At 23.5% G+C, this 26,391-nt stretch carries 28 protein-coding genes, 5 tRNA genes and 1 other annotated feature; of the genes, 30 read left to right on the top strand and 3 right to left on the bottom strand.

From position 1 onward, the window contains the following. The first annotated feature begins 212 nt into the window (after nt 1-212). The 15 genes from ileS (at nt 213) to D500_RS01930 (ending at nt 11,563) form a co-directional block, all read left to right on the top strand. Entirely contained in the window at nt 213-2,939 is a 2,727-nt protein-coding gene (gene ileS, locus D500_RS01860; RefSeq protein WP_008362848.1) for an isoleucine--tRNA ligase, read from the top strand. Between the two features lie 8 nt (nt 2,940-2,947). Next, complete coding sequence (locus D500_RS01865) at nt 2,948-3,562, top strand: signal peptidase II (protein WP_008362846.1); 615 nt, start codon at nt 2,948-2,950, stop codon at nt 3,560-3,562. Next, a complete protein-coding gene (locus tag D500_RS01870; RefSeq protein WP_008362843.1) occupies nt 3,543-4,475 on the top strand; it encodes an RluA family pseudouridine synthase in 933 nt (310 codons plus the stop codon). Before D500_RS01865 ends, D500_RS01870 begins: the two co-directional genes overlap by 20 nt. Next, entirely contained in the window at nt 4,468-5,769 is a 1,302-nt protein-coding gene (locus D500_RS01875; protein WP_008362840.1) for a hypothetical protein, read from the top strand. The genes D500_RS01870 and D500_RS01875 overlap by 8 nt, the downstream gene beginning before the upstream one ends. Nucleotides 5,770-5,771: 2 nt before the next feature. Further along, nucleotides 5,772-6,254, top strand: a complete 483-nt coding sequence (locus D500_RS01880; protein WP_008362837.1) for a deoxycytidylate deaminase — start codon at nt 5,772-5,774, stop codon at nt 6,252-6,254. Nucleotides 6,255-6,285: 31 nt separating this feature from the next. Further along, nucleotides 6,286-7,557, top strand: coding sequence for a membrane family protein (locus D500_RS01885; RefSeq protein ID WP_008362835.1), 1,272 nt, complete (start codon nt 6,286-6,288; stop codon nt 7,555-7,557). 19 nt (nt 7,558-7,576) lie between these two features. Further along, nucleotides 7,577-7,921, top strand: a complete 345-nt coding sequence (locus D500_RS01890) for a holo-ACP synthase (protein WP_008362834.1) — start codon at nt 7,577-7,579, stop codon at nt 7,919-7,921. 24 nt (nt 7,922-7,945) lie between these two features. Then, on the top strand, nt 7,946-9,223 hold the full coding sequence (locus D500_RS01895) for a hypothetical protein (protein WP_008362832.1): 1,278 nt from the start codon (nt 7,946-7,948) through the stop codon (nt 9,221-9,223). A 146-nt stretch (nt 9,224-9,369) separates the two neighbouring features. Then, the gene (locus tag D500_RS01900; protein WP_008362830.1) at nt 9,370-10,317 is read left to right on the top strand and encodes a lysophospholipid acyltransferase family protein; all 948 of its coding nucleotides are present in this window, start codon (nt 9,370-9,372) and stop codon (nt 10,315-10,317) included. Between the two features lie 50 nt (nt 10,318-10,367). Further along, complete coding sequence (locus D500_RS01905; protein ID WP_008362828.1) at nt 10,368-11,012, top strand: hypothetical protein; 645 nt, start codon at nt 10,368-10,370, stop codon at nt 11,010-11,012. A 125-nt stretch (nt 11,013-11,137) separates the two neighbouring features. Further along, a tRNA-Thr gene (locus tag D500_RS01910) sits at nt 11,138-11,213 on the top strand. Between the two features lie 6 nt (nt 11,214-11,219). Beyond that, nucleotides 11,220-11,303, top strand: a tRNA-Tyr gene (locus D500_RS01915). Nucleotides 11,304-11,309: 6 nt separating this feature from the next. Continuing rightward, nucleotides 11,310-11,384 (top strand) — tRNA-Gln (locus D500_RS01920). Nucleotides 11,385-11,388: 4 nt separating this feature from the next. After that, nucleotides 11,389-11,464: transfer RNA gene (locus tag D500_RS01925), tRNA-Lys, on the top strand. Between the two features lie 10 nt (nt 11,465-11,474). After that, nucleotides 11,475-11,563, top strand: a tRNA-Leu gene (locus D500_RS01930). 96 nt (nt 11,564-11,659) lie between these two features. Here the strand turns inward: D500_RS01930 and D500_RS01935 are convergent. Next, nucleotides 11,660-12,739 (bottom strand): hypothetical protein, encoded by a 1,080-nt coding sequence (locus tag D500_RS01935; RefSeq protein WP_008362827.1) that lies wholly within the window; start codon nt 12,737-12,739, stop codon nt 11,660-11,662. A 172-nt stretch (nt 12,740-12,911) separates the two neighbouring features. Here D500_RS01935 and rpmG point away from each other — a divergent pair, with 172 nt between their 5' ends. The 15 genes from rpmG to D500_RS02010 all read left to right on the top strand — a co-directional run bounded on the left by rpmG (nt 12,912) and on the right by D500_RS02010 (nt 24,346). Further along, on the top strand, nt 12,912-13,055 hold the full coding sequence (gene rpmG, locus D500_RS01940) for a 50S ribosomal protein L33 (protein ID WP_013729662.1): 144 nt from the start codon (nt 12,912-12,914) through the stop codon (nt 13,053-13,055). A 57-nt stretch (nt 13,056-13,112) separates the two neighbouring features. Further along, nucleotides 13,113-14,003, top strand: a complete 891-nt coding sequence (rsmI, locus tag D500_RS01945) for a 16S rRNA (cytidine(1402)-2'-O)-methyltransferase (RefSeq protein WP_008362824.1) — start codon at nt 13,113-13,115, stop codon at nt 14,001-14,003. Nucleotides 14,004-14,025: 22 nt separating this feature from the next. Continuing rightward, a complete protein-coding gene (locus D500_RS01950) occupies nt 14,026-14,427 on the top strand; it encodes a hypothetical protein (RefSeq protein WP_008362822.1) in 402 nt (133 codons plus the stop codon). 64 nt (nt 14,428-14,491) lie between these two features. Beyond that, nucleotides 14,492-14,565: a sequence feature (ribosomal protein L21 leader region), on the top strand. A gap of 6 nt (nt 14,566-14,571) precedes the next feature. Continuing rightward, the gene (rplU, locus tag D500_RS01955; RefSeq protein ID WP_008362819.1) at nt 14,572-14,874 is read left to right on the top strand and encodes a 50S ribosomal protein L21; all 303 of its coding nucleotides are present in this window, start codon (nt 14,572-14,574) and stop codon (nt 14,872-14,874) included. A gap of 2 nt (nt 14,875-14,876) precedes the next feature. Continuing rightward, nucleotides 14,877-15,191, top strand: coding sequence for a ribosomal-processing cysteine protease Prp (locus D500_RS01960; RefSeq protein WP_008362817.1), 315 nt, complete (start codon nt 14,877-14,879; stop codon nt 15,189-15,191). Nucleotide 15,192: 1 nt separating this feature from the next. Next, entirely contained in the window at nt 15,193-15,474 is a 282-nt protein-coding gene (gene rpmA, locus D500_RS01965; protein ID WP_008362816.1) for a 50S ribosomal protein L27, read from the top strand. Nucleotides 15,475-15,655: 181 nt separating this feature from the next. Beyond that, nucleotides 15,656-16,543, top strand: a complete 888-nt coding sequence (locus D500_RS01970; RefSeq protein ID WP_008362811.1) for an N-acetylneuraminate lyase — start codon at nt 15,656-15,658, stop codon at nt 16,541-16,543. A 1-nt stretch (nt 16,544) separates the two neighbouring features. Beyond that, nucleotides 16,545-18,245 (top strand): sodium:solute symporter, encoded by a 1,701-nt coding sequence (locus D500_RS01975; protein WP_008362809.1) that lies wholly within the window; start codon nt 16,545-16,547, stop codon nt 18,243-18,245. A gap of 8 nt (nt 18,246-18,253) precedes the next feature. After that, nucleotides 18,254-18,703: a YhcH/YjgK/YiaL family protein gene (locus D500_RS01980; RefSeq protein ID WP_008362808.1), complete on the top strand. Its 450-nt coding sequence runs from the start codon at nt 18,254-18,256 to the stop codon at nt 18,701-18,703. Next, a complete protein-coding gene (locus D500_RS01985; protein ID WP_008362806.1) occupies nt 18,696-19,571 on the top strand; it encodes an ROK family protein in 876 nt (291 codons plus the stop codon). Before D500_RS01980 ends, D500_RS01985 begins: the two co-directional genes overlap by 8 nt. A gap of 63 nt (nt 19,572-19,634) precedes the next feature. Next, complete coding sequence (locus D500_RS01990) at nt 19,635-20,315, top strand: N-acetylmannosamine-6-phosphate 2-epimerase (RefSeq protein ID WP_008362804.1); 681 nt, start codon at nt 19,635-19,637, stop codon at nt 20,313-20,315. A gap of 155 nt (nt 20,316-20,470) precedes the next feature. Continuing rightward, nucleotides 20,471-21,820: a M20 family metallopeptidase gene (locus D500_RS01995; protein ID WP_008362803.1), complete on the top strand. Its 1,350-nt coding sequence runs from the start codon at nt 20,471-20,473 to the stop codon at nt 21,818-21,820. Between the two features lie 72 nt (nt 21,821-21,892). Continuing rightward, the gene (locus D500_RS02000) at nt 21,893-22,330 is read left to right on the top strand and encodes a hypothetical protein (RefSeq protein WP_008362801.1); all 438 of its coding nucleotides are present in this window, start codon (nt 21,893-21,895) and stop codon (nt 22,328-22,330) included. A 23-nt stretch (nt 22,331-22,353) separates the two neighbouring features. Continuing rightward, complete coding sequence (gene udk, locus D500_RS02005; RefSeq protein ID WP_008362799.1) at nt 22,354-22,977, top strand: uridine kinase; 624 nt, start codon at nt 22,354-22,356, stop codon at nt 22,975-22,977. Nucleotides 22,978-23,122: 145 nt separating this feature from the next. Further along, nucleotides 23,123-24,346 (top strand): Y-family DNA polymerase, encoded by a 1,224-nt coding sequence (locus tag D500_RS02010; protein ID WP_008362797.1) that lies wholly within the window; start codon nt 23,123-23,125, stop codon nt 24,344-24,346. 8 nt (nt 24,347-24,354) lie between these two features. Here the strand turns inward: D500_RS02010 and yqeH are convergent, their stop codons facing one another. Beyond that, a complete protein-coding gene (gene yqeH / locus D500_RS02015; protein ID WP_008362795.1) occupies nt 24,355-25,458 on the bottom strand; it encodes a ribosome biogenesis GTPase YqeH in 1,104 nt (367 codons plus the stop codon). Between the two features lie 8 nt (nt 25,459-25,466). Then, on the bottom strand, nt 25,467-26,387 hold the full coding sequence (locus D500_RS02020; protein WP_008362793.1) for a hypothetical protein: 921 nt from the start codon (nt 26,385-26,387) through the stop codon (nt 25,467-25,469). Nucleotides 26,388-26,391: the final 4 nt, after the last annotated feature.

The raw sequence follows: 26,391 nt of genomic DNA on the forward strand, positions 1-26,391 counted from the left end.
GCTAATGGTTGGTGGAAATTAGTAAAAGAGTTTATAAAATATCACTTTTTATTTTCAAAAAAGAAAAGCTATAGCTGAGTAGAATTTTGCGGTTGTCACGTTAAAACTATAAAGATAAATTATAATAATATTTTTATAATTTAATTAGGATGGTACCGCGGTAAATCGCTCCTTAGTGGAGTGTTTTTTTTGCTTTAGAAAGGAAGAAAATTATGTCAAATAAATTCAAAGACACTTTATTAATTGGTCAAACTGATTTTGATATGCGCGCGAATTTAAATCAAAAAGAACCTAAATTTGAACAATTTTGATTAGATAATCAAATTTATAATAAAAAAATGAAATTAAATGAAAATAAAAAAGTTTTTGTTTTACATGATGGTCCACCTTATGCAAATGGAGATTTACATATAGGTCATGCTTTAAACAAAACTTTAAAAGATTTTATCATTAGATATAAAAATGCTACTGGATATTTTGCACCTTTTATTATGGGTTGAGATACACATGGACTACCTATTGAAAGTGCAATTACTAAAATGGGTGTTGATCGTAAAGCTATGGATAGTGTTTCATTTAGACAGCTTTGTTATAAATATGCACTTGAACAAGTTCAAAACCAAGCTAACCAATTTAATCGTTTAGGAATGTTTACTGATTATGAAACAAAATATGTAACTTTAACTCATGATTTTGAAATGTCTGAATTACGATTATTTGAAAAAATGTATCAAAAAGGCTTAGTTTATAAAGATGCAAAACCAATTTATTGATCTCCATCAAGTGAAACTGCATTAGCTGATTCTGAAATTATTTATAAAGATGTAACTTCTCCTTCAATTTATGTAGGTTGTGATGTTGTTAATAGTAAAGAATTTGAAAATACTCAATTAATTATTTGAACTACTACTCCTTGATCTTTACCATCAAACCAATTGATTGCTGTTGGAGAAAAAATTAAGTATAGCTTAATTGAAGTTGAAAATTTAGATAAAAAGTTTATTTTAGCTTCTGATTTGTTAAATCAAGTATCACAAAATATTGGATGAGAAAATGTTAAAGTACTTAAAGAATTTGATGCAAATAAATTAGTAGGGCTAAACTATGTTCATCCATTATATGACCAAATTATTAGTAAAGTAGTTTTAGGACATCATGTTACAAGCGAATCTGGGTCAGGTTTAGTTCACGTTGCTACAGGGTTTGGTGAAGATGACTTTTTAATTGGAAAACAAAATAATATTAAACCTTTTGCCCCAATTGATAATCAAGGTAAATTCGATGATCGAATTAGTGATTTAGATCCAGAACTTGTTGGAATGTTTTATCTTGATACAAACAAAATTATTACTAAAAGATTAGAACAAAGTCATAAATTATTAAAATTAAAATTCTTAACTCACTCTTATCCACATGACTGAAGAACTAAACAACCAGTACTTTATAGATGTACTTTACAATGATTTGTTAATTTAGCTCCAGTTAAAGATGAAATTCTAAAAAATGTTGATCAAATTGATACTCATCCAAAATGAGCAAAAAGACGTTTATATCAAGTTTTAGATGAAAGAACTGATTGAACAATTTCTCGTCAAAGATTATGAGGAGTTCCAATTATTGCTTTTTATGATCAAAAAAATAATTTAGTGTTAAATAATGAAATTTTAAATTATGCAATTAATAAAATTGAACAAGTAGGAACAGATGCTTGATTTAGTTTAGATGCTGATGAATTTTTACCAGATCAATATAAAAATAAATCACTAAGAAAAGAAAAAGATATTTTAGATGTGTGATTTGATTCAGGAAGTAGTGCAATTGCTTTAAATCAAAAATATCCAAACTTAAAATTACCATATGATGTTTATTTAGAAGGAAACGATCAATATCGTGGTTGATTTAATGCTTCAATGATTAACTCAACTATTTATTCAGGAATTTCTCCTTATAAACAATTAGTATCTCATGGAATGACTACTGATGAAAAAGGAAATAAAATGTCAAAATCACTTGGTAATGGAGTTGATCCAATTGAGTTTTCAAATGAACTAGGTGCTGATATTTTAAGATTATGAGTAGCTTCAACTGATTTTACAGATGATCAAAAAATTGGAAAAGAAATTATTAAACAAATTAGTGAATCATATAGAAAAATTAGAAACACAATTCGTTTTATTTTAGCTAATTTAAATGATTTTAATCCTCAAACTGATTATCAAAAAACTTTAAGTGAAGTTGATATGTATAGTTTAGCTAATTTAACTAGTTTTAAAAATAAAGTACTTCAAGCTTATGAAGAATTAAACTTTAACTTAGTTTATACATTAGTAATGAATTATGTAACTAAAAATCTATCTGCATTTTATTTAGATTTTATTAAAGATATTTTATACATTAATAGTAAAAATGATCTAAGAAGAAGACAAGTTCAAACAGTTTTATATGAACAATTTTATTGCTTAATTGATGTTTTAAGACCTATTTTAGTTCATACAGTTGAAGAAGCTTATCAAAACTTAAATGATAATAAAGTTGAATCAGTTCACTTATTAGATAATAGAGAACAAAACTTTGTTTATGATGAACAATTTATTAATAAATGAGATAAAGTAATGCTTTTAAGAGATGATGTTAATAAAGCCTTAGAAGTTAATAGAGAAAATAAAATTATTAATAAAGGATTTGAAGCAATTGTTTATATTAAATTAGACCAAGAATATGAATATCTAAAAGAAATTAAAGATTTATCTCAAATATTTATTGTTAATAGTATTTATTTTGTAGATAATATTGATAATGATTTTATTAGAACAAATATTTCATCAATTAAAGTTGAACAAAAACAAGGACTTAAATGTCAAAGATGTTGACAAATTTTTGATAATTTAGTTGATGATGAAATTTGTTATAATTGTAATAATGTAGTTAAATCTTTATAGGTGAGAAAATGTGATTAAAAGATAAATTAGTAGAAGCAAAAGTTTTTTTAAAAAACCACAATTATCTTTGAAAATTTAAACTATTAGTATGTTTACCTATTTTTGTAGTTCTAACTAGTTTAGATTGAATTACAAAAGCTATTGTTGTAGGTCATATGAAATTAGGTGAAACTAAAACTTTTTTATCTGGGTTTTTAAATTTTCATTATGTAATTAATCTTGGAATGGCTTATGGTAGATGAAATGATAAAGCTTATTTAGTAATTTTATTAGCAACATTTTTTAGTTTATTTTTAACAATAACTTTTATATTTTTAAATAATAAAAAATGATTAATTGTTTTAGTAATTATATTAGCTGGATCTTGAGGTAATTTATTAGCTAGATTATGAGCTCCTGGTAATGAAGATAATATATATTATGGAGTTGTTGATTTTTTAATTTGAGATTTTAGTTTATTTAATTCAAGAAATTATGTTTTTAATTTAGCTGATTTATATGTAAATATTGCTATTGGTTTAACAATTTTATTTACAATTATTGAACTTGTCATATTTATAAAAAGTAAAATTAAAACAAAAAGACAAACAGAAAAAATAGAAAATGAACAAAATAACTCTTAACTCATGTGATTTAACTTTAAGATTAGATAAATTACTAACTAAATTACTAACTGATTATGATTATTCAAGAAGCTATATTCAAAAATTAATTAAAGAAGAATGTGTTAGTGTAAATGATCAAATTATTACTAATAATAATTTTGTAGTTAAACCAAATTCAGAAATTATTATTAGTATAAAAGATGCAACTTTAAATGAAAATATTAGTAAAAATGAAGATATTGATTTAGATATTATTTATCAAGATGATGATTTATTAGTTATTAATAAACAAAATAATATTACAGTTCATCCAAGTTTAAATAATACAAATAATACAATTGTTAATGCTTTACTAGCAAGTGATGTTGAACTTTCTTCAATTAATGGCGAGTTACGTCCTGGAATTGTGCATCGTATTGATAAACAAACAACAGGATTATTAATTGTTGCAAAAAATGATAAAACTCATAAATTATTAAGCGAAATGTTTAAAAACCATCAGATTTATAAAGAATATTTAGCAATTGTAAGTGGAGTTATTAAACCAAATAAAGGTTTAATTGATGCTCCAATTGGAAGAAGTGCAATTGATAGAAAAAAAATGAGTGTTACAGCAAAAAACTCAAAACAAGCAATCACTAGTTTTGAAGTTGTTGAAAGATTTTTACAAAATACTTTAGTAAAATGTCAAATTCAAACTGGAAGAACTCATCAAATTAGAGTACATTTTAACTATATAAATCACCCTGTTTTAAATGATCCAATTTATGGTAAAAAACATCAAGATTTTACTGATTTTGGACAATATCTACATGCTTATAAATTAAAGTTTATTCATCCAATTACAAAAAAAGAAATTGAATTAATATCACCTCTTCCTAAAGAATTTGATGATAAAATTAAAGAATTAAGGGGTGAAAAGAATGACTAATCTTTCTACTAGTTATAAAAAGACTTTAGAAAACTTTTTTATTAAAAACTTTAAATATAAGTTATTAAAATCTAAAGTTAATTCTAGTGTAAGTTATCTTTATAGTTCTAATGAAAAACACCAAGTAATTATTTTAAATTTTGATAATAGTATTTCTTTTGAAAAAGAACAAGAATACATTATTAAAAAACTAGAAAAACAAATTAAAAAAAATGTTAATGTTTTTCATATTGTAATTGATGATGATAACCAACTAACTACAAAACCTAATTTAATTGTTTTACATTCTTCAATTCAAACTTTAGCTACTAATTTAGAACCATATTTTAAAAATACTAATTTATTATTATTTGACAAAACTGATGATAATGATTTAAATCAAGAAAAACAAACAAATGAAGAAAATAACGCAAAATTATTTACTAGTTTTTTAGAAAATGTTAAAAATAATAAAATTTCATTTTCTTGAGCAGTTTTATTTATTCTGATTTTAATACCATGCTTATTACAAATTGCAGGATATTTTATTTTAGAAAGAAATCCAAATACTAAAAATTTATTAACTTTAGCTTTTGGTGGAACTAATTGAAATTTAACAATTATTGGAAAACAATGATGAAGAATTTTTACATATGGAATAGCTCCACTTAAACAAAATGGATTGATTGTTGATATTTTAAGCTTATTAATTTTAGGAACTAGTTTTTTTAGTATTTCAAAAATTACTGAAATTCAACTAGCAAATACTAAAAAATTAATTCTAGTAACTATTTTAAGTTATTTAATTTTAGGTTTATTTTCAAGTAGTGTTTTACCAACAATTTATACTGGTGGAATTATTAGTACTATGGGAATATTTATTGGTGTATTACTAATTGATGTTGCTGGTTCAAGTACACCTATGGCTAAATTTAGTCAAGCAAAAACTATAGTTTATATTTTAATTTTAATTGGATTTTCATTCTTTTTAGGAGATGGTTGAACTGGGTTATTAATTACAGGAACTGCTGTAATTTTAGGAAGTGCATTTTGAGGTATTTTTAAAGTAAATATTAAAGAATGAACTTGAGTACAATATGTTTATATTTTTCTAATTTTAGCAATTTTAGCTATTAGTTTAACTTTTATTTTCCTACCACGTCTAACTCCAGCTTTAGATCAACACATTATAATCACATTATCAACTTATTATAAAAAAGGTTGATTTAGTGTTGATAGTTTAAATAAAATAGTGAATAATATTGGTTGAGATGGACATTTTAATCAATTTGGAAAGTTTATTACTAATTTTTAATTATGAGTAAAAGATTAGATTATTTATCTTGACAACACTATTTTATGTTGATTGCAAAAGCTAGTGCTATGAGAAGTAAAGATCCAAATACTCAAGTTGGTGCTATTGTTGTTAATGAATTACAACAAATTGTAGCAACTGGATATAATGGATTTCCTCGTGGAGTTAGTGATGATGAATTTCCTTGATCAAAAACTAGTAAAAATTGATTAGAAAATAAATATGCTTATGTTGCTCATGCTGAATTAAATGCAATTGTAAGTAGTAGATCTGATTTAAGTAATTGTGATTTGTATGTAACTTTATTTCCATGTAATGAATGTGCAAAAATTATTATTCAAGCTGGAATTAAAAGAGTTTATTATGCAAATGACCCTTATCATAATAAAGATGAATTTATAGCATCTAGAAAAATGTTAGATGCTGTTAATATTAAATATATAAAATTACCAGATATTGAAATTAGTCTTAAAGTAAAAGATTAAAATCAATATCTTTTTATTGGAAAAGGATTATATGAAAAAACTATTATTTTTATTATCAAATAGCATTTTATTTAGTTTAAGTGCTTTATTTATTTATAATTTAAACTCTAAGAATAATAGTGAAAATAGTAGTTTTGTTTTAAAACAAACTAAAAAAGAAGAAACTGATTTAAGTAAGATATTTGATAGAGATGCTTATGTATCTATTAAAGATAGATTTGTTAATACTAAAGAAAAAGTTATAAATGCTATTAAGGGAAAATACTCTAAAATAGATGTTTCACAATTAAAAATCGAAATCAAATCAGATAAGAATTATGGAAAAATAGACGTTGAATTATCTCCTAAAGATTCAAAAAGTAAATATACAGGTAAATCTACAATACCATGTTATACAAAATATGATATAAATGATAAAATTGATGATTTTGAATTACTTAAAAAAGAGACCATAGATCTTAATACAAGAGAAAATATACTTGATATCCTTAAAAAAAGAAGGGTTTCTAAACAAGTTGAAATAGACTTTGAAATAAAAAATATAAAAGAATCAACTGCTACATTAGTCGGGAATGACTTTGGTGATTATTATGGTGAAACTGAAATTAGATTCAATGCTAAAAAAGTAACATTAAGTTCTATTATCGATAATACTAAAATCAATCTTTTAAAGCCTACAAAAGATGCAGTTATTGAATTTATTAATAATAAATATCCGATATTAAAAAACGTAGGTTTATCAATAACAATTGATGATCAAAAGAAATTTATAGATATAACTTCTAATGGTGAAAGCAAATTTCACGGTACAGTTACATTGACCTATGAATTGCCTAACACCCCGCTACCAAAAGAATCAAAACCTGATAATAGTAATGAATCTGAAAAAAATGAAGACAGAAGAAATAAAAGTAAGGATTTGGAAGATAATGAAATAGATTCTGAAATGTTATCAGATCAACCACAAGAAATTCCAAAAAAACCATCAGAAGGTTCAACAATTAAAAATGAGAATAAAAAACAACCTGAATCAGAACCTGATTTATCAAATTTATCAACTTCTAATCAACCAGAATCAAAATCAAATAAAACTATGAATTATAATCCACCAGTTATAGATAAAAGTTTAAAATCTAATTCAAATACAAGTAATTTACAAATTCCTAATAAAGAATCATCTAATTCAAAGAAAGGCTCATCAGGATCAAAAACTGGAGTTATAGTTGGTTCAACTTTAGGAGTAAGTGGGGTTGTTGTTACAGGTGCTGTTGGATCTTGAATTTATTTTAAAAAACGCAAATAACTAATTAATAGGTAATATTATGATTGATAATGTTGGTATAGATATAGTTGAAAATAAAAGAATTAAATTAAAAAAAGAATTCATTATTAAAGTATTATCAGAAAATGAAATCAAAACTTTTAATAATAAAAATAAAAAACAACAAAAAGAATTTTTAGCTGGTCGTTGAGCTGTTAAAGAAGCAATTATTAAAACATTAACTCATCCAATAAGTATGAATAAAATTGATATTGAATATGTTGATCAAAAACCTGTTATTCAAAATCAAGAGTTAAATAATATTTTAATTTCTATATCTCATGAAAAAAAATATGCTGTTGGAATTGCTATAAAACAATGTAATATTAAAGAGAATAAAAATTAAAATATCATTTAGAAAAGTGGTTATATGAAAAAACTATTAGTTTTATTATCAAGTAGTGTGTTACTAAGTTTAAGCTTTTCATCTATTTATTTATTGAATTATAAAAATAATAATCAAGTTGTTTTAAAACAAGAAAATAAAGAAGAAACTGATTTAACAAAAATATTTAATAGAGGTTATGTTTCTATAATATTAGAAGATATGAGTAAATTAAAAGAAAAGGTTATATCAGCGATTAAAGCTAAGTATAATTTTTTAAATTTTGATTTGCTAGATATACAAGTAGGTATCTTGAAAAACGGTAGACAAACAAGAAACGTTCTAATAAAACCTAAAGATAGTGTAAAAGATAATAAATATAAGAATCAAGAAGAGATTGAATATTATATTAAAAAAGATATAGCTAAAGAACTAGAAGATTTTATAAATTTAAATACTATTGTTATAAATACAGAATCTGAAATATTAAAAACTATTAGTGAAAAATTAGATACAACCACTTTTAAACAAAAGCACTTTTTTGTAAGTAATATAACTGAATCAACTGCCATTATTAATGCAAAAGATAGCAATGATGATTTCTATGGTAAAGTTGAAGTTAAATTTCAAGCAAAAAAGAAAACTTTAAGTTCTGTTTTTTATAACTTTGAAGTAGATTCAACTGATATAAAAGATGATAGTGATTTATTAAAATATATTCATAATAAAAAACCGTTGCTTGCAAAAGAAAAACTATCTGTAGAATTTGATTTTTCAAAATCTAGTGTAACTATAATGGTTGATAATAATAGTTCAAATTATGATGGTAATGCTATTATAAAATTAAAACAGTCTAAGAGTTCTGAAAAACAAAAGACAGATAAAAGTATGAAAGATTTTAAAACTGAAGACAAATTAGAAACTGAAATTACACCAAAATCACCATCTAAAGTCTTGTCTAAACCTATTGAAGAAAAAATGCAAAAAGATATGTCGGATATTAAAAAAGAAGAATCACCCAAAGACAAGAATATTTCAGATAAAGAAATGTCTTCTGAATCACCATCTATAAATGAAATGAGCATACCTGAACCATCACCTACTCTAGAACCAAATAAACCATCAACTCCTATAATTGATAAAAGTCAAAACAAAAATTCTGATAACAAAATTCCATCTATTCCAAATAACACAATGAATAAATCTAATAAAAAATCAACTGGATCAAAAACTGGAGTTATAGTTGGATCAACTTTAGGAGTTGGAAGTGTTGTTGGGGTTGGTGCTGTTGGGTCTTGAATTTATTTTAAAAGACGTAAATAATTAAACATTTTCTAATAACCATATAAATATCTATATAAGAGAATATTCTATTAAAGTAATTGATGATAAAATTATTTATAGAGTGTTCTCTTTTTAAATACTCTTTAAATAAGGGTTAAATTATAAATTAACATTTAATAGAAAGAATGAATAAAATGAATCAAACTAGTAATTTAGAACAACCAACAACACAAAACAATTTAGAACAAGAAAAAAAGATTAAAGATTATATTCATGTTAATCCTTGAAAAATGTTATTTATGTGATTACCTTTATTACATATAAAATTTAAAGCAGCTAAAATTGTTAGAAAAAATAAAAAACAACCAGATAGATATCCTGAAGAATACAGATATAACTGAGTTAAAAAAGCTGTAAGTAAATTATTATATGTACTAGATGTTAATATAAAAGTTGAAGGTATTGAAAACTGAGTTGATAAAGGAGTAATTTTAGCTGCTAATCATCAATCAAATATTGATCCAGCTATTTTATTTGCTATTAATGATTTTTCAAAACAACAACCATTAGCTTTTATTGCAAAAGAAGAACTATGAACAAGCAAAAAATTTAAAAACTTTGTTAGATTAATTGATTGTATTCCTTTAGATAGAAAAAGTCCTAGAAGTGCTTTACAAGCATTTAAAGAAGGAAAAGATTTAGTTGTTGATTATAAACGTTCTTTAGTAATTTTTCCAGAAGGTACTAGAAGTCATTCTCAACAAATGAATAGTTTTCATGCTGCTTCTTTAAAAGTTGCTCAAATGTCTCATGCTCCTATTATTCCTGTTTCTATTATTAATTCATATCAAGTTTTTGCTCAAAAAAGACCTAAAAAAGTTGAAGTTAAAGTTGTTTTTGGTAAACCTATTTTACCAAGTAAACATATTTCATTAAAAACTGAAGATTTGACTAAATTTGTTGAAAAAATTGTTGATTCAAATCTAAAAGAATGAGAAAACAAAGAAATGAAATATGAATTAAAAAAACTAACTAAAAAAGATATTAAACAACTTAAAGAAGGAGACAAAAAACCTAAATCTAAAAAACAATCTAAAAAAACATTCAAAGATCTATTTAAAATTGTTGATTAATCATTAATCCTATTGTTTTTAAATTTAATATTAGAAAAGAAGTGATTTATATGAAGCTAATCGATAAAATAAAGAATTTTTTTAATAATATTAAATCTTGTTTTACAACTAAACCAAAAGTTATAATTAGAGACAAAGTTAAAGCTATTGAAACTAAAACTAATAGTGAAGAAAATAAAGAAAAACTAGATCAAAAATCTAATATTCAATCTAGTGAAACTTATACTGATATATCTAATAATTCTGAATATATTAATAAAAGAGCTATTTTAGATTCTCAAAATGAATTTAAATTAAAAGTAATTTCAAATAAAAGTGAAGCTTTAGAACAACTAGCTGATATTAAAAACACTTTTAAAAATTGTACTGATTGTTTAAATATTTATAAAAAAAATCTTGATGATATGAAATTAAAAATTTTAAGACTAAAAAAACATATAGATCATAATTATGGTTTTTTAGGTGAAGAAAAAGAATATCAGGATTATGTTTTTATAGATAATATTGAAACTTATTCTCAAACTGATGAAATGGCAGGGTTAAAATTAGTTAATAAATTAGAAGATCATTTTAATAAGTATTCTAATTATGATATCGATTATTTTGTTCCTTGTACTAATCATAAAGACTTAATTGATAAGTACAAATTATTATCAATTAAAGTTCAAGATTTAGATAAAATTATTTCAAATTAATCTCTTAATAATTACAAATTCTAACTTCTTCTAAAATTATTTCATTTTTTATGTAAACTATTGAAATATGTTATAAATGATATAAAATTATTTGTGTCTTGTGTTAGAGGAAGCGAATTTATCTTGCTGACTTAGCTCAGTTGGTAGAGCAATTGACTAGTAATCAATAGGTCGAAGGTTCAAATCCTTTAGTCAGCACCAGTTCTTGGAGGGGTAGCGAAGTGGCTAAACGCGGGTGGCTGTAACCCACTTCCTTACGGTTCGGGGGTTCGAATCCCTCCCCCTCCACCATTTTATTGGGCTATAGCCAAGCGGTAAGGCAAGGGACTTTGACTCCCTCATGCGCCGGTTCGAATCCTGCTAGCCCAACCATCTTGACTCGTTAGCTCAGCAGGTAGAGCAACTGGCTTTTAACCAGTGGGTCCGGGGTTCGAATCCCCGACGAGTCACCATTTATATTAACCCCAAGTGGCGGAATAGGTAGACGCATTGGACTTAAAATCCAACGGGCTTTACATCCTGTGCCGGTTCAAGTCCGGCCTTGGGGACCATTTTTGAAAACAAACATGCTTTAAAAGGCATGTTTTTTTGTGCTTAATTTATATTGAATTTAAGTAAAAAAAATGAATCCAAATGGATTCATTAAATTATTTAGCAGGAGTTGGTGCTGCTGGTGCTGCTGGTGCTGGTGTTGGAGGTGTTTGAGGTGCAGGAGTAGGAGCTGGACTAGGGGTTGGAGCAGGAGCAGGTTTAGATTCCTCAGGTTTGTTGTCCTTTTCACCATCTTTTTTCTTGTCGTCTTTTTTAGCTTCTACTTTATCTGTACCTTGATATTTTCAATCAGTTTTAGGAGTGATCATTGGATCTGTATCTTGTAAAAGTTTAACTACATCATACATTCCAATAGCTTCTTTTAGATAACCTATTCATTTATCATAGATCCCTTTTCTAATTTCTGATCCATTAGTAGTGTTATCAACTGTTTTAGTAGCATTTTTTTGATCTTGTTTACTAAAAGTTTCAAAACCACTTACTATACCATAAAACATTTTATCTCTTAAAACTAAGAATAATGGTCCTTTTAGGTTTTTAACTTTATCTTGTAATTTTTCAACTTTTTCAGTTACTGTATTATCATTTTTATTAAAACTAGAACTAGTTTCTCCATAAAATGCTTTTGCTCAGTTTTTAACAAGATACTCATTTAGAATTTTAGAAGTTAAACCTTTATTTCATATTTCATCATCTGAATCATATTTAAAGTTTTTAATCACAACTTCATTAGTCATATTTTTAAAGATTTGTTTTGAATCAGATGGATTTTTATCATCAATAACTCATCTTTCTTTTTTAGTTTTACTATTTTTATCTTTTTTAACTTCAACATTGTTTAAAACAGTTGTATGATTAGTTGTACTATTTCAACTTAAATTATTTTTAAATTTATAAATAAAACTAGTAGCATCACTTGTTGATGTATCATTAATTTTTTTAATAGCTTCATCTAAAGATTTAGTGTTTGTTAATTCTTCTAAACCTTGTTCAAATGATTTTGCTGATTTATTATCACTAGCTCCTAAATATAAAATCATTGTTTTATTTTCAGATTGATTAATTAGGTTTTCTAGTTCTTGATATTGTTTATCTGTTGTTTTACAACTTATAGCAAAACTAGCACTTGTTGTAATAACAAAACTGCAAGCTAATAACGATAGAAGTTTTTTCATTATAACACTCCTTTATCTACAACAATTATTTTACTATATTTGAATGTGTTTTTAGTTTTAATTTAGGATATAAAATTAATAAACTATTAAAAAACTTGAAAACCTCTTTTGAAATTGGTAATATTTTATAAGTGTTATAAAAGTTTGATATCTGGGAAAGGTGGTAGTTGAGATGCGTGAAAAATACATTTTACGTTGTACAGTTTGCAAAAATGAAAACTACATCGGTAAGAATGATAAAAAGAAACCTAAAATAGAAGTTTCTAAATACTGCAGTAATTGTAATAAACATGAAACCCATAAGCAAAAAAAATAGTCTTCTGACTATTTTTTTATTTATTAACTTTAAAATTAAAATAAGGATTTTAAAATTATGATTATTCAAAAGACTTATAAAAATAATAAACCAACAGTTTATTTAGTTACTACACCAATTGGAAATTTAGAAGATATTAGTTTAAGAGCAATAAACACTTTAAAACAAGTTGATGTAATTTGTTGTGAAGATACTAGAACTAGCAAAGTTTTATTAGATAAATATCAAATTAAAAATAACTTATTATCTCTTCATAAATTTAATGAAAATCTTAGAGTTGATCAAATTATTAATTTATTAAATGAAAATAAAAATATAGCAATTATAAGTGATGCTGGAGTTCCAATTATAAGTGATCCAGCAAGTTATATTATTAATCAATTAAAAGAATTAGATATTAATTGTAATATTACTGCAATATCAGCAGGTTCAGCTTATATTCACGCATTAATTTCTAGTGGTTTTTTAATTGATAGTCATTATTTTTATGGTTTTTTAAAAAATAAAAACAAAATAAGTAAACAAAATGAGCTAGCTGAGTTAATCAATAAATATGCAAATGATTCAATTATTTGTTTATATGAATCAGTACATCGATTAAAAGATACTATTAATTGTTTAAATGAAATATTAAATCAGAATCATAAAATTGTAATTAGTAAAGAATTAACTAAAATTAATGAAGAAATTATTTATGGATCTATTAATCAAGTTAATCAATATATTAATAGTGAAGAATTTGTTTTAAAAGGTGAATTTGTTATTGTTATTGATAAAAAAACTACTGATTTAGTTAACAAGTATTCAGATATAGAATTAATGAATTTAATAGATATAGAAATTAAAAGTGGTTATAAATTAAAACAAGCTTGTGAGATTATTAGTTTAAAAACTCAAATTCCAAAAAATATTTTATATAAAAAGTACATTTCTAAAAAAAATTTCTAATACCTTAATAGGAGGTATTAATATGAAAGAAATTAATTTAGAAAACACAAAAGAAATTATAGGAGGAGCTGGAGTTAGTGGAGCTTTAGTAACTGGTATTGCTAAAGTTATACAATCTGGTTTTGAAGGAGTAAGCAATTTTATAACTGATATTGCAAGTGTTGGTTTTGCTTTTTATCAAGCTAGTAAAAATCCAATAAAAGCAGAATATAAAATTGGAAATAGTAACTTTAAAATAGATAATACAAAACTAGTTGATTTAAAAATTCAACAAGCAAAAGCTCAAGAAATCAAAGTTCCAGTTTTAGAAGTTGGAAATAGTAAAAACAACATTAAAATCAATTACAATGATTCTTATAATAATAACGAACAAGTAAATGATATTTATAATGATTTTGATCAAAATATTAGCATTTTTAATTAATTAAAACCTTTTTAGTAGTTATCTTGTTTTATTAGTTTTGATATAGTAATATATAAATGTTGAAAAAAAGTTTCAACCGCTCTTTTGTATGTTTAAAAGAAGGAAAACTCACGTACATAGGCGAGTCTAGACTGGAGGAAAATAATGTTTGCAATCATTAAGACTGGTGGAAAACAAGTTAAAGTTGAACCAGGTCAAGAAATTTTTATTGAAAAAATTAAAGGTGAAGTTAATGATAAAATTACATTTGATGAAATTTTAATGATTGATGGTCAAATTGGAACTCCATTTGTTAATGGAGCTAAAGTTTTAGGAACTATCATCAAACAAGGTAAAGCAAAAAAAATCCGTGTTATAAGATATCATCCAAAGAAAAATGTAAATAAAATTTATGGTCATAGACAACCTTTTACTAAAGTAAAAATTGAAGAAATCAGTGCTAAGTAATTATGGTTGATATCATAATTAATTATAAAAATAATAAGATTGTTCAATTTCAAATGAAAGGTCATGCTAATAGTGATGAATATGGTAAAGATTTAGTATGTGCTGGTCTTACTGCAATTGTTAGTGGAGCTTTAAATGCGATTGATGCTTATTATAAAAATGATGTAGATATTGAAATTTTAGAAAACAAAATAACTATTTTTGTAAAAAAAGAAGATAATTCAAATTTACAATTAATGTTAGATATGTTAAAAATTCAAATACAAACTATTACTATTCAATATCCAAAAAATGCAAGATTAAAGGAGGTGTCTTAACATGCGTTTCTTATTAGGTTTACAATATTTTGCTTCTAAAAAAGGAGTTGGATCAACTAAAAACGGTCGTGATTCAGAATCAAAACGTTTAGGAGCTAAAAAATCTGATGGTCAATTCACTAATGCAGGTTCAATTATTTACAGACAAAGAGGAACTAAAATTCATCCTGGTTTAAATGTTGGACGTGGTGGAGATGACACTTTATTTGCTTTAATTGCTGGTACAGTTAAATATGAAAAATTTGGAAAAAACCGTACTAGAGTAAGTGTTATTCCTAATTAATTAAAGGGTTCTTTATGAACTCTTTTTTTGTTTTCTTTTCATTCTTTTAATTTTTAAATAAGATAGATTAAATCAGATAGACTAGTAAACTATAATAATAATATAAGGGCAGTAATAAATAGTATTACACTTCTTATTTAATTTATAGAAATAAAAATAATAAAGAAAGGCAGTAGATAATATGAAAAACCTTAAAGGTGTGTTTGCTGCTTTATTGATTCCATATAAAAAAGATGGTTCAATAGATGAGCAAGCATTAAAAAAGTTCATCGACTATAATATTGAAATTTCAAATGTTGATGGACTTTATGTTAATGGTTCAACAGGAGAAGCTTTTCTACTTTCAAATTCTGAAAGAAAACAAATTTTAGAAATTGTTGCAAAACACGTTAATAAAAGAGTGCCTTTAATTGCTCAAGTAGGTTCATTAAACATTTATGAATCAATTGAACAAGCAAAATTAGCTGAACAATTAGGATATGATGCTATTAGTGCAGTTACTCCTTTTTATTACAAGTTTAATTTAGATCAAATTTTAAATTATTATAAAGAAATTAAAAAAGCAACTAATTTACCTTTAATTGCTTATTATATTCCTTTATTATCTGGTGTTAATTTTTCACTAGAAGCTTTTGAAAAATTATTTGCTATTGATGGAGTTATTGGAGTTAAGTTTACAGCAACTGATCTATATACTCTTGAAAGAATCAAAGCAAAATATCCAGATAAATTAGTATTTTATGGATTTGATGAACAACAATTATCAGCATCAATTTATAATATTGATGGTGTAATTGGTTCAACATTTAACGTTAATGCTAAAAGAGCTAAACAGTTATTTGAATTAGTTAAAAATGGACAAAACAAACAAGCTTTAGAATTACAAAACCAAATTAATGATTTTATTGATATAGTATTAGCTAATGGGTTATATGCTATATTAAAAGAAATTATAAGACAACATTATGATTTAAATGAAGTATTTTGTAGATTGCCAATGACTCAATCAATTTCTCAATATGCGTCAAAAGCAAAAGAAATTAAAGAAAAATATTTAAAAGATATTTAATATGATTAATTTGCTTGCCAAAAGTACTACAAATCTTGCAGTTAAATCATTTCACTGAGCTGATTATGTAGTATTAGTAATTTACTTATTATTTACTTTAGGAATTGGTTTATACTTCCAATTTAAATCAAAATTACAAAAAGCTGAAAATACAGATGAATATTTTAAAGCTGGAGGAAAAACTCCAGGTTGAGTTGCTGGTTTTTCAATTTATGCAACTACACTATCAGCTATTACTTATATGGCAACACCAGCAAAAGCCTTTTCAACAGACTGGTTATTTGCATTTGGTAATTTAACTATTTTTATTGCTACTCCATTATTAATCAGATTTATTATTCCGTTTTTTAAAAAATTAAATGATGTTTCTGGTTATGGTTTTTTAGAAAAAAGATTTAGTTATTTTTTAAGAGTAGCTGCAAGTTTAATGTTTATTTTATTTCACGTAGTAAGAGTTGGTTTAATTATTTATTTACCAACAATTGCTCTAACAGCAGTTACAAATATTAATCCTTATTTAATTGCTGTAGTTATTGGAATATTTTGTGTTATTTCAACTGTTTTAGGTGGATTAAATGGAGTTATTTGATCAGATTTTATTCAAGCAGTAGTTTTAATTGGTGGAATTTTATTAGCAATAATTTTTGCTTTAATTAAAATGCCAAATTTAGCTGAAGTTAATAGTAAAGTTATAAATAATCATAAATTATTAGCTAAAGAATCAATTATTCCTCAATCTTGAGCTAAACCTTGAATTTTAATTCTATTTTTTGGTCAATTAATTAATACTTTTTATCAATACATTGGATCACAAGATGTAGTTCAAAGATATCAATCAAATCAAAGTTTTAAACAAGTTAAAAAAGGACTTTGAACTAATGCTATTTTATCTTTAATTACTATTTTACTATTCTATGGAATGGGTTCATTATTATATGCATTTTATGCTCAACAAACAGGTTTAAGTAATGTAAATGATATAATTAAAAATCTTGGAATTAAACAAAACAACCAAATTTTACCATACTTTATAGTAACTGTATTACCAGCTGGTATTAGTGGATTAATTATTGCTGGAATTTATTCAGCTTCAATGAGTACAATTTCTTCTTCACTACATTCAGCTGCTACTTGTATAGTTGAAGATATTTTAGTAAGAATTAAACCTAATATAAAAGACAAACATAAAATGTATTGAGCTAAAAGTTTAATTTTAGGTATAGGATTATTAGGAACAATTGCTGCAATATTTTTAATTATTACTAAAGCAGATAATTTATTAGATTTATTTGCTGCTATTATTGGATTGTTTGGAACTTCTGTTACTGTAATTTATTTATTAGGTATTTTTACAAAAAGAACTTCAAACATTGGAGCAATTATTGGATCAGTTAGTTCATTTATAATTGTTTTAACTATTTTTATAATTAATAAAATAGGTAAAACACCTGTTTCAGATTTTTATGGAATTATTTTAGCTTTTATAATTGGGCTATTATTAGGATATTTATCAAGTTTTATTTTTAAAAACAAAAAAATAGATAAACTTGATGGTTTAACTGTTCATACTTTTTCAAAACAAGACTTTAACAAAATGGTTGAAGATGGTGAAAAAGAATGACAAGAAATTAAAGCAAGTGAAACTCAATTTAAAAAAGATTTAATTAAAAAAATTAAAAACAAAAAAGTAGCTAGAAATTAGGTGAAGTAATGATTTACGATAAACTTTCTAATTTAAATAGATATTTAAATATTCATAAAAACATTGATTTTGCTATTAATTTTATTAATCAAACTAATTTAAAAGATCTTAAAGATGGAATTAATGTTATTAGTGATACTTTGTTTTACAACAAATTTATAACAAATACAATAGAAAAAAATAATGCTGTATTTGAATCTCATAAAAAATATTTAGATCTTCATATTTTAATTAGTGGAGATGAATTTATAGGTCATGAGTTTGTTGATGATTTAAACGAACAAGTTGAATATAATTTAAAAGATGATGTATGTTTATATAAAACAAAAACAACAAAAACAATTTATCAAAACAACCAATCATTTGCACTATTCTTTTTTACAGATGCACATTCACCAAAAATCAAAGCAAATTGCGATCAAATTACAAAGGTAGTTTTTAAAATTCTATATGACTAATATAAAAAAATATTTATCTATTGATATTGGTGGAACTTCTATAAAATATGGAATCTTTAATGAAAATCTAAAACCTTTATTTATTAATAGTGTTAAAACTATTCCTATAAAAGATGAATTATTAAAACAACTAGTAGATATTATTATTTCTAGTTTACCTTTTGATGGAATTAGTATAGCAACTGCTGGGGTTGTTGATAAAAACGGAATAATTAAATTTGCAAATAATAATATTTCTGATTATTCAAATTTTGATTTAAAAACTTATATACAAGACTTTTTAATTGCTTATAAAAATTTAGTACCAATTGAAATTATTAATGATGCTAATAGTGCTAGTTATATTGAATATGTTAATAATAAAGCTATTAAAAATAGTGTTACTCTAACTTTAGGAACTGGAGTTGGAATGGGTATTATTTTAAATGGTAAATTATTTTTAGCAAATAATGGTATAGCTGGTGAAATTGGATATATAAAAAACTTTAATCAAATTGTTGATATAGATTTATCTTGATCAAAATTTATATCACATCTTAATCAGAATAAATATCATTATGATTCTAGTGATATTTGAACTTTATATAATAAAAACGATTTTTATAAAACTCAAATAGATAACTATTTAGATAAATTAGTTAATTTATTATGCACAATTAGCTATATTTTATCTCCTCAAGTAATTTATCTAGGTGGAGGGTTTAGTTATTGTAGTGAACAAATTTTAGAATTAATAAATAATAAATTTCAAAAAGAATTTGTATTTTATAATATTAGTCCTATTGAAATTAAATACACTTCAAATAAAAATGATTCTGGAATTTTAGGAGTTTTACATTTATTAGTTGATAAACATTTTAAAAATTAGAATTTAACAGCCTCTAAATTAGAGGTTGTTTTATAATTAATAAGACTAATTTAGAAAGGTTTTATGAATTTAATTGATCAAATAAAAAACACATTAATCATTTCTTGTCAAGCAGTTGATGATGAACCATTAAATGATAGTTATGTGTTAAGTAAAATGGCTTATGCTCTAGTTTTAGGTGGAGCTAAAGTTCTTAGATTAAGTCAAGTAGAACATATTAAAGCTATTAAACAAGTTGTAGATGTTCCAATAATTGGGTTAATTAAAAAACATTATGATAATAGTGAAGTATTTATTACACCAACAATTAAAGAAGTTGAACAATTAATTGATTTAAAAGTTGATATAATTGCACTTGATGCAACTTTAAGAAAAAGACCAGATCAAAATCTAGCCGATTTAATAAAAACAATTAAAACTAAATATCCAAATCAGTTATTGTTAGCTGATTGTTCTACTATTGATGATGCTATTAATGCTCAAAATTTAGGTTTTGATTTAATTGCAACTACTTTAAGAGGTTATACTAATCAAACTTTAAATCATAATAATATTGAAAATGATTATCAATTTTTAAAAGATTTAAAAAAAGTTATTACAAAACCAATTATTGCTGAAGGTGGAATTTGAACTCCAAAACAAGCAAAAGATATTTTAGAACTTGGAATTCATAGTGTTGTTGTTGGATCAGCTATTACTAGATTACATTTAATAGTAAAATATTGAAATGAAAAAATAAAATAAATTGTATAAACAAATATTTTTAACTTTTGTTTTTCTAATAGGACTATAGTATATAGTTCTTTTTAAAAATGAACAATTTTTACTATTTTTATGTCTAAGTTGATAAATAATTATTAAAGTTGATTTGTTATATTATTATATTAGGAGTGTTTATTATGAAAATTGATGAAAAAGAATTAATATCTAAGTATTTTGATCAAGCTTTAAATGAAACAATGAAAGTTGTTTCTATTCCTTCTTATCTAACTGAACCAAGTAGTGATGCTCCTTATGGAAAAGGTTGTAAAGAAGTATTAGATTATGTAATTGATCTAGCTAATAATTTAGGTTTTCAAACATATAAAGATGTTAATAATAAATATGGGTTTGTTGATTATGGAACTGGTGAAAAATTATTTGTAATTTTAGCTCATTTAGATGTAGTTCCACCAGGAAGTATTGAACAATGAGTAACTGATCCTTTTGTTCCAATCATTAAAGATAATAAATTAATTGGAAGAGGAACTTTTGATGATAAAGGTCCTGCAATAATGAATTTATTTGCTTTAAAATATTTAAAAGATCATAATTTTGTTTCTTCAAAATATAAAATCAGACTAATTTTTGGACTAACTGAAGAAACTACATGAGATTCAATTCAAACTTATATTAAAGATCATGGAGTTGGTGATTTAGGATATACTCCAGATGGTGAATTTCCTGTAGTTTATGCTGAAAAATGAATTACAAATTTAGACATTATTTCAAATGAACCAACTGATATTCAAATTAGTGGTGGAGCTGCTTATAATGTTGTTTGTGATACAGTTTGATATAAAGGACCAAAAATTAAACAAATACAAGAGTATTTAAATAAAAATAATATAACTACAAAAATAGAAGATGATAAATTAATAGTTCAAGGAAAAGCAGGTCATGGAAGTTTACCATGATATGGAGTAAATGCTGCAACTTGATTAGCTAAAAGTATGTATGAAAATGATGTTCATCATAAAATTACAGATTATTTAGCAACAAATGTGCATTTAGACTTTAATTTAAAAAATGTATTTGGTGATATTTCAGATGAAACTGGTGAACTAACTCAAAATGTAGGAATTATTGAAATTAAAAATAAATTTGCAAAAATTGGATTAAACTTTAGAATTCCAGTATTTACTAATCCAACTCAAATTTTTATTCCAACATTAACTAAATATCTAGAAAAAAATAACTTATCTTTAGAAGTTAAAAAAATTGATAATAGTTTATATGTTCCTCAAGATTCAGATTTAATTAAAAAAATTATGAGAGTTTATCAAGAAGTAACTCAAGACTATAAAGCAAAACCAATTGCTATTGGTGGGGGAACTTATGCTAAAGCAATGCCTAATGTTGTTGCTTTTGGTGCTGAGTTTGATATTGAAAACTCAACTATGCATGCATATAATGAATATGTTAAAATTGATGATTTAAAAAAGATGCTAGAAATTTATACTAAAGCCATTGTTCTACTAACTGAATAACATTCATCTATTACTTTTATATATTTTTATGTTATAAAAAACTTAGTAAAGAATATAAAAGAAAGAGATAAAATGAAAAAATATTTATTTAATTTATTAACTATAATTTATATGTTTATGATTGTTTTAATCGCTAACGAATCATTTGGTTATGGTCATAATGCTCAATTGCACTTATTAGGTAAATTTAATCCAGCTTATGGATTAGCTGTAAGTGGAGTTGTTCTTAGCTCATTATTATTAGTTATTCCTTTTTTACTAACATTTGTTAAAAAAACAAGAAAAGTAGAAAAAACATTATTTATAACTAATTTTGTGATTTTTGTTATAACTATAGTTTTATTATTTTTAGCAAGCATATTTTTTATGATTAATAATATAGGAACTATTGGATCACATATTGGAATTATTGTTTTATATTTAACTGTAATTGGTGTAGTCTTACAAAACTATTCAAATATCTTTAAAATTAAATTGACAAAAAATAAAAATCAAACTACAGAAAAATAAAACAATAATTATTAAGGAGAAATATGAGTAAAAAAGTTAGCATTATTTTAATAGCTGGTGGTAGTGCTAGTGGTAAAACAACTATTGCTAGTAAAATAGCTAATGAGATTTTAAAAGATAAATCTGTAGAACATATTTCAATGGATAATTATTATAAAGATTTTAGTAGCTTAACTTTTGAACAAAGAAATCAAATTAATTTTGATCATCCTAATTCAATTGATATCGATCTTTTAATTAAAGATTTAAAACAACTTTTAAAAAGACAAGATATTTTTGTTCCAACTTATGATTTTACAAAACATATTAGAACAGATAAAGAAAAACTAGTTAAAGCTAGTGATGTAATCATAGTTGATGGAATCTTTTCATTGCATTTTGAAAAATTGCGTGAACTTGGAGATATTAAAATATTTGTTAAAACTCCTGATGATTTAAGATTCATTAGAAGACTAGTTAGAGATATAAAAGAACGTAATAGAACAATTGAAAGTGTTATTGATCAATATTTAACTGATGTTAAACCAATGCATGATCTTTTTATAGAACAAACTATAGATTATGCAGATATTGTAATACCTTTTAAAAAAGGAAATGATGTAGCTATTGATATAGTTGCTTCAAAAATAAAAGATTTATTAAGTTAAATTAAAACTGCAAATTAGTAATTTGCAGTTTTTTATTTGTTTTTAGATAAAGTTTATTTTTAGTATTGATTTGATTTTAAATTTATAATTTAGTTATATGTTTATTTAAAATAATTGATTAAAAAATTAGAAATGTAGGAGAGTTATGTTTAATAAAACTATTATTCATATAGATATGGATGCATTTTTTGCAAGTTGTATGCAATTAAAACATCCTGAATTAAAAAACAAACCTGTAGTAATTTCTAATAATTTTGATAAATCAATTATTTCAACTGCTAGTTATGAAGCTAGAAAATATAATATTAAAGCTGCAATGCCTTTATTTAAAGCAAAAAAACTATATCCACAAATCATTAGTATTAAACCTGATATGAATTTTATTAGTAATATTTCTCATCAAATTTGAGAATTTATAAAAAATAATTATACTAATAAAATTGAAATTGCTTCAATTGATGAAGCCTATTTAGATGTAAGTGATTTAGTTACAAATATTGATGTTTTACAATTAGCAAAAAACATTCAACAAGATATTTATAAACAATTTAATTTAACTTGTTCTTTAGGAATTGGGTTTAATCGCTTTAGTGCTAAAATGTCAACTAGTTTAAATAAACCAAACGGAATTACTTTAACAACAACAAATAATTTCAAAGAAAATATTTGACCAATTTTGATTAATAAAATGTATGGAGTTGGTGAATCAGCTGCTAAACTTTTAATTAATAATAAAATCAAAACTATAAAAGACTTAGCTTTATTAAGTGATGTTGAAGTTTATGGATTATTAAACAAAAAAGGATTAGGTTTAAAAAGTGAGGCTTTAGGTTTAGGTAGTGATTATATAAATTATTTATCAAATGAATATAAAAGTATTTCAAAAGAAACTACTTTAAATACTCCTATTTATCAATATGATGAAATAGAAACTATAATTTCAAGTTTATCTAAATTTATTTCTTATAAATTACATAAAAATCAATTACTATGTAAAACAGTTGAAATTAAAATTAGATATAAAATTGATGACCAAATATTTGATAAACAAAAGCATCTAGCAAGTAGACATAAACAAATTACTTTAAAAAATCACACTAATGATTTTGAAAAAATCTATAATAGTGCTTTAGATTGTTTTTATAGTTTATATGAACAAAACAAAGGGATTTTATTAATTGGAGTTGGAGTTTGTAAATTAATTCATAAAAATCAAAACTGAGTACAACTAGATATTAATGATGAAATTAAAGTTGATAAAAATCAAATAGATAATGCTTTAAAAATAGAAAATATGATTTTTAATATTAATAAAAAATTTAAAAAACCAGTTATTTTAAAAGCTAAAGATTTAAAAAAATCTAGCTAATAACTGGTTTATATTAGTTGTTCATTTAAACTAACTAAAACTTTTTTAGTATCTGATGGAATATTAATTCTTATCATCATTTCGCTCTCAACTTTAAAATTAATTCATCCTAATCCTGAAATTGAAATATCATATCAATTATTTAAATGTTCATTTGTAAATTTAAATTCATAAACTTGAACATTTTCACTATTATTAATATATGGAATTAAACTTTTTCTATTATTATTTCAATATCTAGTAACATTTTTAGTATTAGTTCTATGTAAATTAATTTCTTTATTTGTATAAATATGAAAATTAGTTTTTTTATTAGAAAAACTTAAATAATCAAATCAACAAACTCCAGAAAAGAAAATAGAATTATTATTTGCTAATTGGTAAGTAAATTGATGGATTTCTTTTTTAAAATAGCAATAATTTTGAAATCTTTTATTCATTAAATTAGCAATACTGTTTTTTCTACTAACTCCAGCTGAATCAAAAATAGTTGTGTTTTTATCTAATTGAATTTCTATAAAATCTAAAGTGGTATTAAAGTATTTAGAAACAACTATACTTGGAATTAGTTTATTAATTTCTAACATTTTATTAATTAAACTAGATTTACCAACATTACTTGCTCCAATAAAGTATTGTTGGTATTTATTGTTTTTAATTACTTTATTTAATAAAGGTTCAACTAGATTTAATTTATTTGCACTAGTTAAAAAGATCTCAGGATCATTTAAACTACTAGTTTTAAAAACATTATTAATATAGTTTCTAATTTTTTCTAATTTAATAGATTTAGGTAGTAAATCTATTTTATTTACTACTAAAATAACTTGAAAATCTTTTATTAAATTTTCTATTTCTAATATTCTAGAACCAAATAAATCAAATATATCTAAAACATAATAAAAAACTAAATGATTATCTTCATTTTCTTTAACTAAAGTTGAAATTTTATTAATGAATTGTTCATCATTAATTTCACTATCAACTAATTGATTGTAGTTTTTAATTTTAAAACATCTTAAACAATAAGCATGTTCAGTATCATTTACATAACCTTGTTCTAATTTATTTGTTGTTTGTAATAAGCTTCCACAACCTAAACATGATTTCATAAAAACTCCTAATCTTTTTTAATATATTTATTATTAGTGTTCTTAAATTTAGAAAAAGCATAAATAAAATCAATTAAATATAAAATCTTTAATACATCATTAAAACAATGAGTTTTAGCTAAACTAACACTTTTATTTAATACTTTAAATTCATCTATATTAATTTTATCTACTGAAAAAAGTTTTAAAGCATTACAACAACTTAAATAAATATCTTCAGTATCATTTAAATTTGAATCATTAAAAATATCTTTAGCATAATCTATAAACTTTCTTAAACTAGGAATTGTTATAGTATTTTGACCAGTTCAACCTTTTTGAATGTTTTTAGGATTATAAAACTGTTCATTTTTATTATCTAAATTAACAAATGATAAATGATTTAAAACTTGATAAATATCTAAACTATTAATTTTATATTCATTAGTAGTTTTATCTAATATAAATAGTTCTGATTTTTTATTTTTTAATAAACTTTTATTTTGATTAATTCAAGATTCAATAATTTTTTTATCATTACTTTGTCCTGCAAAAATAATTGTTTTAATTTTTTTATTAATACACATATTAATAAAACTCTTTTTTAACAAATTATATTGTTTGTAAAAATCATAATTTTTATCATTATAAATTCTTTTAATAGCTAAAGATTTAATTGCTTTACGATTAATTCTGTTATAAATTTCTTCTAAGTTTTTTGCAAAAGAGTATTGTAAAATATAAACTAAATCTTTTTCATTTTCATTATATAAAGTAGGTTGTAGTTCTTCTTTATTATGGCTTTTGTTAAAAAACTCAGTATCAACAATAATTGCTGGTCATTTAATTTGTTTTAATATTTGAGATATTTCTTTTTTGTTTATATAAAAGTATTGATATTTGTTTAAATAGTATTTTTCATTTTCAACGATAATTCTATTAAAATTCATCTTT

Origin of the sequence: Mycoplasma feriruminatoris, from assembly GCF_000327395.2 — a bacterium.
GTDB classification, from domain to species: Bacteria; Bacillota_I; Bacilli_A; order Mycoplasmatales; family Mycoplasmataceae; genus Mycoplasma; species Mycoplasma feriruminatoris.